This window comes from Tersicoccus mangrovi, assembly GCF_036881825.1.
GTDB lineage: Bacteria > Actinomycetota > Actinomycetes > Actinomycetales > Micrococcaceae > Tersicoccus > Tersicoccus mangrovi.
Genome location: NZ_JBAJMW010000001.1, coordinates 758,658 through 768,440, shown reverse-complemented (window position 1 = coordinate 768,440; position 9,783 = coordinate 758,658). Strand labels below are relative to the sequence as shown.

General features: G+C 71.8%; 11 protein-coding genes. 7 read left to right on the top strand and 4 right to left on the bottom strand.

Features of this window, described 5'->3' with window-relative positions; all coding sequences use genetic code 11:
* The first annotated feature begins 86 nt into the window (after positions 1-86).
* The 7 genes from V6N00_RS03785 to rplI all read left to right on the top strand — a co-directional run bounded on the left by V6N00_RS03785 (position 87) and on the right by rplI (position 5,113).
* A complete protein-coding gene (locus V6N00_RS03785) occupies positions 87-1,286 on the top strand; it encodes an MFS transporter (protein ID WP_334230710.1) in 1,200 nt (399 codons plus the stop codon).
* A gap of 50 nt (positions 1,287-1,336) precedes the next feature.
* On the top strand, positions 1,337-2,266 hold the full coding sequence (locus V6N00_RS03780) for an ABC transporter ATP-binding protein (protein WP_334230709.1): 930 nt from the start codon (positions 1,337-1,339) through the stop codon (positions 2,264-2,266).
* Complete coding sequence (locus V6N00_RS03775; protein WP_334230708.1) at positions 2,263-3,177, top strand: ABC transporter permease; 915 nt, start codon at positions 2,263-2,265, stop codon at positions 3,175-3,177. Before V6N00_RS03780 ends, V6N00_RS03775 begins: the two co-directional genes overlap by 4 nt.
* A gap of 155 nt (positions 3,178-3,332) precedes the next feature.
* Positions 3,333-3,638: a 30S ribosomal protein S6 gene (gene rpsF / locus V6N00_RS03770; RefSeq protein ID WP_334230707.1), complete on the top strand. Its 306-nt coding sequence runs from the start codon at positions 3,333-3,335 to the stop codon at positions 3,636-3,638.
* Positions 3,639-3,705: 67 nt separating this feature from the next.
* Entirely contained in the window at positions 3,706-4,272 is a 567-nt protein-coding gene (locus V6N00_RS03765) for a single-stranded DNA-binding protein (RefSeq protein WP_334230706.1), read from the top strand.
* A 131-nt stretch (positions 4,273-4,403) separates the two neighbouring features.
* Positions 4,404-4,643, top strand: a complete 240-nt coding sequence (gene rpsR / locus V6N00_RS03760) for a 30S ribosomal protein S18 (protein WP_076694200.1) — start codon at positions 4,404-4,406, stop codon at positions 4,641-4,643.
* Between the two features lie 20 nt (positions 4,644-4,663).
* Positions 4,664-5,113 (top strand): 50S ribosomal protein L9, encoded by a 450-nt coding sequence (rplI, locus tag V6N00_RS03755; protein WP_334230705.1) that lies wholly within the window; start codon positions 4,664-4,666, stop codon positions 5,111-5,113.
* Between the two features lie 81 nt (positions 5,114-5,194).
* On the opposite strand, the gene V6N00_RS03750 is transcribed toward rplI, so the two are convergent.
* The 4 genes from V6N00_RS03750 to V6N00_RS03735 form a co-directional block, all read right to left on the bottom strand.
* Complete coding sequence (locus V6N00_RS03750; protein WP_334230704.1) at positions 5,195-6,421, bottom strand: acyl-CoA dehydrogenase family protein; 1,227 nt, start codon at positions 6,419-6,421, stop codon at positions 5,195-5,197.
* On the bottom strand, positions 6,418-7,446 hold the full coding sequence (locus tag V6N00_RS03745) for a 3-hydroxyacyl-CoA dehydrogenase NAD-binding domain-containing protein (RefSeq protein WP_334230703.1): 1,029 nt from the start codon (positions 7,444-7,446) through the stop codon (positions 6,418-6,420). Before V6N00_RS03745 ends, V6N00_RS03750 begins: the two co-directional genes overlap by 4 nt.
* Before the next feature lie 100 nt (positions 7,447-7,546).
* Positions 7,547-8,338, bottom strand: a complete 792-nt coding sequence (locus V6N00_RS03740) for a crotonase/enoyl-CoA hydratase family protein (protein WP_334230702.1) — start codon at positions 8,336-8,338, stop codon at positions 7,547-7,549.
* A 35-nt stretch (positions 8,339-8,373) separates the two neighbouring features.
* Positions 8,374-9,714 carry a CaiB/BaiF CoA transferase family protein gene (locus V6N00_RS03735; protein WP_334230701.1) on the bottom strand — a complete coding sequence of 447 codons (1,341 nt, stop codon included), beginning with the start codon at positions 9,712-9,714 and terminating at the stop codon, positions 8,374-8,376.
* Positions 9,715-9,783 lie beyond the last annotated feature (69 nt).

Here is a 9,783-nt window from a genome sequence, read left to right as displayed (position 1 = left end):
ACACCGCCTGCGCCGACCAGCCACCCGCCAGCCGCGTCCCGGCCCGCGTCGCCAACGTCATGACCTCCTACACCTAGGCTGGAAGCGTGTCCACCCGCCCGACGCGCGCCGCGCTCGTCGCCACCTTCGTCGTCTTCGTCTTCAACGGCTTCCTCTTCGCCACCTGGGCGGCCCGCATCCCCGCCGCCGCGCAGCTCCTGCATCTGAGTTCCGGCCAGATCGGCGGCCTGCTCCTGTTCGGCGCCGTCGGCTCCCTGCTCGCCCTGCCGCTCAGCGGGGCCATCGTCAACCGCCTCGGCTCGGCGGCCAGCGTCCGGGTCGGCTCGGTCATCGCGGCGGCGGGCGCGGCCGGCCTCGGCGGGGCGCTCACCGTGTCCTCCGTCACCCTGACCGGCGTCGCGCTCTTCGTCCTCGGCGCCGGTATCGCCCTGTGGGACGTGTCGATGAACATCCAGGGCACGGAGGTCGAGCGGGCGCTGCGCGCCACCGTCCTGCCGAAGTTCCACGCCGGCTTCTCCGGCGGCGCCTTCATCGGCGCCCTCGTCGGCGCCGGCATGGCCGGCGCGGGAGTGTCGCTGCCCGTCCACCTCTGGGGGATCGTCGTCCTCGCGATCGTGGCGATGGCCGTCATCCCGCGCTGGTTCCTGCCGGACAGCGTCCACGAGCCGGACGGCGGCCCGGCGCCCGGACGGCTCGACGCGTGGCGGGAACCGCGCACCCTCGTGCTCGGGCTGATCGTGCTCGGGGCGGCCCTGACCGAGGGCGCCGCCAACGACTGGATCGCCAAGGCCGCCGTCGACGGGCTCGGCGCCGACCAGGCCACCGGCGCCCTCACGTTCGCGGCCTTCGTCCTGTCGATGACCGTCTTCCGCTACGCCGGCTCGTCCCTCGTCGACCGGTTCGGTCGGGTCGCGGTCCTGTACGCGAGCTTCGGCACCGGGCTGATCGGCGTCCTGCTGTTCGTCCTCGGTCCCGGTGTCGTGCCCGCCCTGATCGGCGCGGTGCTGTGGGGTGCCGGCGCGGCCATGGGCTTCCCGCTCGGCATCTCCGCCGCGGCGGACGAGCCCCGACGCGCGGCCGCCCGCGTCTCCGTCGTCACGACGATCGGCTACTCCGCGTTCCTCGCCGGGCCGCCGCTGCTCGGCTTCCTCGGGGATCACGTCGGGATCCGCACCGCCCTGCTGGCCGTCGGCGTCGTCGCGCTGGCCTCCACGCTCGCCGTGCGCGCCGCCCGACCCCAACCCGTGGGGGAACACACCGTCGAGAGCGGCGGCCGTATTCGGTAGCGTGGGAGCCACCGACCCGTCAGCCCCACGAGGGCACGAGAGGCAGCGGCATGATCCAGGTCGACCACCTGACCAAACGATTCGGGGACAAGGTCGCCGTCGACGACCTCTCCTTCACCGTCCGTTCGGGCACCGTGACGGGGTTCCTCGGGCCCAACGGCGCCGGCAAGTCCACCACGATGCGCATCGCCGTCGGCCTGGACCGGGCCACCTCGGGGTCCGTGACGTTCGACGGCAGGCGGTACCGGGAGCTCGCCGCCCCCCTGCGCGAGGTCGGCACCCTGCTCGAGGCGCGTGCCGTTCACCCCGGCCGCACGGCCCGCAACCACCTGCGCGCCCTCGCGGCGACGCACGGCATTCCGCGGCGCCGCGTCGACGAGGTGCTCGGCCTGACCGGGCTCACCGATGTCGCCGGCAAGCGGATCGGCGGGTTCTCCCTCGGCATGGGCCAGCGGCTCGGGATCGCGACCGCGATGCTCGGTGACCCCGGCGTCCTCGTGCTCGACGAACCCGTCAACGGCCTCGACCCCGAGGGTGTCATCTGGGTCCGCAACCTGGCCCGCGCGCTCGCCGCGGAGGGCCGCACGGTGCTGATCTCTTCCCACCTGATGAGCGAGATGGCGCAGACCGCGGACCACCTCGTGGTCATCGCCCAGGGTCGGCTGATGGCCGACGCCCCGATCGACGACATGCTCGAGGGTGAGAGCCAGCCGCGCGTGCTGGTGCGCTCTCCGGACACCGAGCGGCTCGGCCGCGCGATCGCCGGGGACGGCGTCGCCGTCGAGGCACGCGCCGACGGCGCGCTCGTCGTCACCGGCCGGGACCCGCTTCAGATCTCCCGGGCGGCGCTGGACCACGGGTTGCTGCTGAGCGAGTTGACCCCGCTGCGCGCGTCCCTCGAGGACACCTACCTGCGCCTGACCCACGACCACGTCGACTACCGCGCGACCGAGCCGGTCGCCGAAGGGAAGACCCGATGAGCGCCGCCGGCGAAGCCCACGTCCCCGCACACCGTGCGCCCGTTGCCGACGGCAGGACCGGCGGCGGGCCCGCCGGCAGGCCCGGGGCGGCTTCCCGTCCCGGGGCCGGCCCGTCGTTCGGGCGGGTGCTCTCCGCCGAGATCATCAAGTTCTTCGGCCTGCGCTCCACCTGGGTGCTGCTGCTCGTGACCGTCGTCCTGATGGTCGGCTTCGCTGCGCTGAGCGCGTGGGGCATCGCCTCCTTCACCCGCGACAACACCGGCGGCGGCCCGGGCGGTCCCGGTGGCCCGGGCGGGGCAGGAGGCACGGACTTCGTGCACACCGTGCCCTCGTCGGGCCTGTCCCTGGCCATCCTCGTGCTCGGCTCGATGGGGGCCATGTTCGTCTCCGGAGAGTTCGGCAACCGGTCGATCACGGCGACGATGACGGCGGTGCCCGCCCGATGGCCCGTGTTCGTCGCGAAGGCGATCGTGCTGACCGTCGTCTCCTGGGTGACCATCACCGTGTGCGAGCTGCTCGGCTACGTGGTCACCCAGCCGCTGCTGCGCCCGGCGAACCTCGACTTCGCGTTCGACGCGCGGCTCGTCCCGCAGATCGTCTTCCTCTCCGGGCTGTACGCCGCGGCCGTCGCCGTCATGGGGCTGGGTCTGGGCGCCCTGATCCGCAACACGGCCGCCGCGATCGTCGTCCTGGTCGCGATCCTGCTGGTCTTCCCCATCCTGGTGGCCATCTTCCGGCAGGACTGGGTGCAGTGGGTCGCGGCCTTCCTGCCGAGCACCGCGCACACGCAGGCCCTCGATCCGACGGCCTCGGGCAAGCTCGACGCCGCCGGCTCGTGGGCCGTGATCGCGGCGTGGCCCGTCGCCCTGCTCGGGGCGGGCATCGCCCTCGTCCAGTCTCGGGACGTCTGACTGGTAGGATGGGGAAGTCTGTGCTGGGCACGGCTCTGTCCGTGTGCGTCCGCCGTGGTCGCCGCGACGGGGTCATGAGCCCGCACCGACCAAGCGCACGAACCTCCTGCTGCGGAGAGACCGCAGCCGTTAGCCCGAAGGAGGTGGGTTCACTTATGCGTGAATACGAACTGATGGTTCTGATCGACCCCGAGGTCGAGGAGCGCTCGGTCCAGCCGTCGCTGGACAAGTTCCTCAACGTGGTCCGCAACGATGGCGGAACCGTCGACAAGGTCGACTTCTGGGGCCGTCGTCGCCTGGCCTACGACATCCAGAAGAAGAACGAGGCGTTCTACGCCGTCGTCAACTTCCACTCGACCCCGGCCGGTGCTCAGGAACTCGATCGTCAGCTCAACCTGAACGAGACGATCCTGCGGACCAAGATCATCCGTCCGGAAGAGCAGCGCGTCAGCGCCGAGTGATCTTCCGACCGGGTCACCCGACCCGGTCGATCCGATCGACTCACGTCAATCACGGAAGGCAGGGCAGATGGCAGGCGAGACCGTCATCACCGTCGTGGGCAACCTGACGGCCGATCCGGAGCTGCGGTTCACGCCGTCCGGTTCCGCCGTCGCGAACTTCACGATCGCGTCCACTCCCCGGACGTTCGACCGGCAGGCCAACGAGTGGAAGGACGGCGAGACGCTGTTCCTCCGCGCGTCGGTGTGGCGTGAGGCGGCCGAGAACGTCGCCGAGACGCTGACCAAGGGCACCCGCGTGGTTGCGCAGGGCCGCCTGAAGTCCCGCTCGTACGACACCAAGGAAGGCGAGCGGCGCACCGTCATCGAGCTGGAGGTCGACGAGATCGGCCCCTCGCTGCGGTACGCCTCGGCCAAGGTCAACCGCAACGCCCGCGGCGGCGGCCAGGGAGGCGGCGGCTTCGGCGGCGGCAACCAGGGCGGCTTCGGCGGGGGCAACTCCGGCGGTGGCCAGGGCGGCTACGGCGGCGGCAACTCCGGTGGCGGCCAGCAGTCCAACGACGACCCGTGGGCCACGCCCGGGACCTCCACCTCCTCGGGGTGGGGCAACGGCGCGGACTCCGAGCCTCCGTTCTGATCGGTCTTCCGACCGTCGCGTCCCGGCCTCGCCGGGACCACGGGGTGACGCACAAGCGTCGCCCCCATCCCCATTCACCCCATCCCGCGGACCGTGTCCGCGGGCTCCACGAAACATGAAGGAGCACCACGATGGCCAAGGCTGAGATCCGCAAGCCGAAACCGAAGCAGAACCCGCTCAAGGCGGCCGACGTCACTGTCATCGACTACAAGGACGTCGCCCTGCTGCGGAAGTTCATCTCCGACCGCGGGAAGATCCGCGCCCGCCGCGTGACCGGCGTGTCCGTTCAGGAGCAGCGCAAGATCGCCCTGGCGATCAAGAACGCGCGCGAAGTCGCGCTGCTGCCCTACTCCGGCGCCGGCCGCGGCTGAGCGGAAAGGAACCACTTCTCATGGCAAAGCTGATTCTGACCCAGGAAGTCACCGGGCTCGGCACCGCAGGTGACGTGGTCGAGGTGAAGAACGGGTACGCCCGCAACTACCTCCTCCCGCGTGGCTTCGCGCTGACCTGGTCCCGCGGTGGCGAGAACCAGGTCGCGTCGATCCGTGCGGCCCGCAAGGCCCGCGCCGTCGCCTCCCTGGCCGACGCCCAGGCGCTGGCCGCGAAGCTCTCGTCCACGCCCGTGCAGATCAAGGTCAAGGCCGGCGAGTCCGGCCGCCTGTTCGGCACGGTCAAGACCGACGACGTCGCCACGGCGGTGTCCTCGGCCGGACTGGGCTCGATCGACAAGCGCACGGTGGAGCTGCCCGGACACATCAAGTCCACCGGCACCTACCAGGCGACCGTCCGTCTGCACGAGGACGTCTCCGCCACGATCGACCTGCAGGTCGTTCCCCTCTGAGGAACCGTCTGACGGTTTGTTGACGCGAAGGGCCGGGCACCGTGACGGTGCCCGGCCCTTCGTGCGTCCGGATGCTGTCTCTCAGACGAACGCGCCCATCCCGGTGATCGCCCGGCCCACGATGAGCTGGTTGACCTCCTTGGTGCCCTCGTACGAGTAGATCGCCTCCGCGTCGGCGAAGAAGCGGGCGACGCCGTGCTCGAGCACGATGCCGTTGCCGCCCATCACCTCACGGGCCCGGGCGACGGTGTCACGCATCGCCAGGGTGGCCGTGGACTTCGCCAGCGCCGCCTGGTCGTCGGTGTCCTCGCCGGCGTCCTGCAGCTGCGCGAGCCGGACGACGAGGCCGAGCGAGGTGGTGATGTTCGCGAGCATCGTGGCCAGGTGCTCCTGGACGAGCTGGAACTTCGCCAGCGGCCGGCCGAACTGCTGCCGCTGCAGCACGTACTCCCGCGCCTTCTCGTAGGCGCCCATCTGCAGGCCCACGGAGCCCCAGGCCACCCCGCCGCGGGTCACCTTGAGCACCCGAGCGGTGTCGCGGAACGAGTTCGCGTTCTCGAGCTTGTTCGCGGCGGGGATGCGCACGTCGTCGAGCACGATGTCGGCGTTCTGCACGGTCCGCAGCGCGATCTTGCCGGTGATGGCGGTGGCGGAGAAGCCCGGCGTGCCCTTCTCGACGACGAAGCCGAGCACCTTGTCCGTCTCCTCGTCGCGCGCCCAGATGACCACGAGGTCGGCGAACGTGCCGTTGCCGATCCAGCGCTTGGCGCCGTTGAGCACCCAGGTATCCCCCTCACGCCGGGCGGTGGTCGCGAGGCCGCCGGCGACGTCGGACCCGTGGTCCGGCTCGGTCAGCCCGAACGCGCCGACGGCGCTGAAGTCCAGCATCGACGGGATCCACCGCTCTCGCTGCTCGGGGGAGCCGCACAGGTAGATGCTCGACAGGGCGAGGCCCGAGTGGACGCCGAAGAAGGTATTGATCGACGGGTCGACCCGGGCGATCTCGAGGTTGAGGAACCCGGAGAACAGGCGGCTCTGCACCCGGTCCGTGAACTCGGGGTACGTGAGGCCGACGATGCCGAGGCTGCCGAAGCCGGGAATGAGGTGGTGGGGGAACTCGGCGCGCTCCCACGCGTCGTCCGCGATCGGCGCGACCTGCTCCTGGAGGAAGGCGCGCACCCGGGCGATGATCTCGCGCTGCTGGTCGTCGAGCAGCTTCTCGTAGCCGAAGGCGTCGGAGACGTGCGGGGCGAAGGCGGCCGTCGATCCCTCGCTGCCGCTGGTCGGGGTCGTGATGGTGTCGGTCATGCGTCCTCCTCGGACTGGTGCAGGTCGGTGGCGGCGGTGTTGCCGGTGGTGCCGGTGGCATCGCGCGCGGTGATGACGGCGCGCTGAGCGGCGTCGCGGGCGGCCGTCGTCGCGGCGAAACGGCCCAGGGGCCAGGCCTGTTCGAGCTCGTCGACGATCGGCGCGACCGCCTCGGGGGCGAGATCCGGCGTGGCGGAGGTGTCCCACCGGACGAGCATGTCGGCGCCGAGGTGCTCGAGCATGTGGCGGACGCCGCCGGCACCACCGCCCAGGTGGAAGCTCGCGAGCGGTCCGTGCACGGCCCACCGAGGGCCGAGCGACGCGGTGACGATGCGGTCCAGGTCCGTGGCGCTGGCGTAGCCCTGCTGGACGAGCCAGAAGGATTCGCGCAGGATCGCCGCCTGCAACCGGTTGGCGATGAACCCGGTGATCTCCCGGCGCTCGAGCACGGGCTCCTTGCCCAGGGCGGTGAACACGTCCATGGCCCGCGCCAGCGCCTCCGGCGCGGTGCGTTCGCCGGGCACGATCTCCACCAGCGGCAGCACGTGCGGCGGGTTGAACGGGTGGGCGACGAAGAGCCGGGCGGCCACGTCGTCCGGCAGGTCCCGGGCGATGTCGGTGGGCAGGATGCCCGACGTCGACGTCGTCAGCAGCGCCTGCGCGGGGGCGGCGGCAGCGATCCGGGCGAACAGCTCCTGCTTGAACGGCAGCCGCTCGGGGCCGGCCTCGATCACCAGGTCGGCATCGGCGACGGCGGCCTCGACGTCCTCCGCGGCGCTCACGCGCGTCCGGGCCACGCTCGTCGCGTCGGAGTTCACCGTGTCGTCCGTCCCGTCGAACGCGCGGTCGAGGGCCTCGGTGAGGTCCGCGCGAGGGTCGGTGACGCGGACCGTGATGCCGTGGTCGGCCAGCAGCCGTACCCAGGACAGGCCGATGGTGCCGGCGCCGACGACGGCTGCCCGTGCGGGCAGGGTCGCTGGTTGCGCCGCTTGCGAGGTCTGCGACGCGGGAGTGGTGGGATTCATCGAGATGCCTCCTGGTGGGAGAGGAACGGCGAGGCCGGTGCGAGGCTGAGGTCGGCGATCGTCACGGCCCGCCTCGGGGAAGGGAGCGAGGCGTCGGCGGTCAGCGCCCGGTCCACTGCGGGGATCGCTTCTCGGCGAAGGCGCGGGCCCCCTCGGCGGCGTCGTCGGACTCCTTCAGGGCCGTGATGAGCGGGCGCTGGACGTCGAACGCGTCGGCGTCGGAGAGGCTCTCGGTCTGACGGACGATGCGGGTGACGGCCGCGAGGGCGAGCGGGGCGTTGGCCGCGATGCGCTGGGCGAGGTCGAGGGCGACCTCGAGGGACTGCCCGGCCTCGGTCGCCTCCACGGCGAGGCCGAGCTCGGCGGCACGAGCGCCGTCGATCGGTTCGCCCGTCAGCATCATCCGCAGGGCGACGGCGCGCGGGATGCGGCGGGGCAGTCGGAAGACGCCGCCGGCGCCGGCGACGAGGCCGCGGGTGACCTCCGGCAGGCCGAGGCGGGCGTCGCGGGCGGTGACGATCAGGTCGCACGCCAGCGCCAGCTCGAGGCCGCCGCCGAGGGCGTAGCCTTCCACGGCGGCGATCAAAGGCGTGGCGATCTCCGCCTCGACGAGGCCGCCGAAGCCGCGGCCGGGCACGGTCGGGGTCTGTCCGGCGGCGAAGGCCTTCAGGTCCATCCCGGCGCTGAAGACGCCGGCGCTTCCGGTCAGGACGCCGACGCGCAGGTCGGGCCGGGCGTCGAGCTCCGTGGTCGCCTCCGCCAGCGCCGTGGCGAGGCCGAGGTCGACCGCGTTACGGGCGTGCGGCCGGTTGATGGTCATGACCATGACCGGACCCAGCTCGGTGACAAGGAGGGGCCGATCGTCGGTGGCGTCGGTGTGCGTGCTGTCCATGAGGCGATTCTCCGGTAGTCGGGGGTGTAGGGCGATCATCGGGCGGTTCCCGCCGTGGTCAGGCCGGACGCGCCGGCGGTGCCGGTCGTGGCGTCCGTGGTGCTCGAGGTGCCGCCGTCGCCGTCCTCGCGGGCGGTCGCCGCCGCCGTGATGGGCGTGGGCCCGGCCGTGCTGGCCTCGGCCTCGCGGGTCAGCGCCGCGATCCGCTCGTCGTCATAGCCGAGGTCACGCAGCACCTCGACGGTGTCGGCACCGAGGGTGGCGGGCGCTCGACGGATGGTCACCGGGGTCTCGGAGAAGATCATGCCCGGCAGGGGCGACCGGAAGGAGCCGAGTGCCTCGTCCTCGACGACCGGCACGAGACCGCCGCTGGTGACGTACTCGTCGTCCATCACGCTGTCCAGGTCCGCGACGGCGGCGAAGGGGATGCTGCGGGCGACGCAGAGGTCCCCCCACTGCGCGGTGGTCCGCTGCGGGGCGCGCTCGCGGATCAGCGCGTACAGGTCGGCATAGTGCCGGGCCAGCGTCGCGTTGGTGGCGAACCGCTCGTCGTCGGCGAGTTGGTCCTCCTCGAGAGCGGCGAAGAAGTCGTGGATGTTCTTCGGGGTGTACGGCAGGATGCAGGCCCAGCCGTCGGCGGTCTCGTACGCGCTGTGGCCGGCCGAGAGCGAGCGGGGGAAACCGGCCGGGCCGAGGGCCGGCTGGAAGGTCTGCCCGGAGAGGTGCTCGACCAGGTTGAAGGACAGCAGGACGTCGGTCATCGGGACCTCGATGTGCTGGCCGCGGCCGGTGGCCCGCTGGTGCAGCAGGGCCGCGAGCACCGAGTAGACGATGGTCAGGGCGCACACCTTGTCGGCGAGGATGGTCGGGGCGTACGTCGGGGCACCGGTCGCGCGCCGCATCAGGTCGGTCATGCCGCCGGCGGACTGGACGATCTCGTCGTAGGCGGCGTGGTCGGCGCGGCTGGAGTCGGAGCGGAAGCCCTGGGCGGAGCAGTGGATGAGCCGCGGGTTGGTCTCCGCGAGGCTCTCGTGGTCGAAGCCGAGGCGGCGCAGCGCGGCGGGGCGCATGTTGGTCACCAGCACGTCGGCGGTCGAGATCAGGTCGAGGATCGCCTGTCGTCCGTCCGGGTCCTTGGCGTCGAGCCGCACGTTGCGCTTGTTGCGGTTGACGTTGACGCTCAGCGGGCCCATGCCCTCACCGGGCTGGGGCTGCGTGCGGCGGCTCACGTCGCCGGCGGGCGGTTCGACCTTGATCACGTCGGCGCCGAGATCGCCGAGCAGCTGGGTGGCGTACGGCCCCATCACCACGGTCGAGAGGTCGACGACCCGAATGCCGTCGAGGGCGCCGGGGGTGAGGGAGGTCTGGTCGAGCATCGTGCTGCCTCTTCCGTTTTGTTTAGGTGGTCTAACTGAATCCACGACTCACGCTAGGTGCCTCTCTCC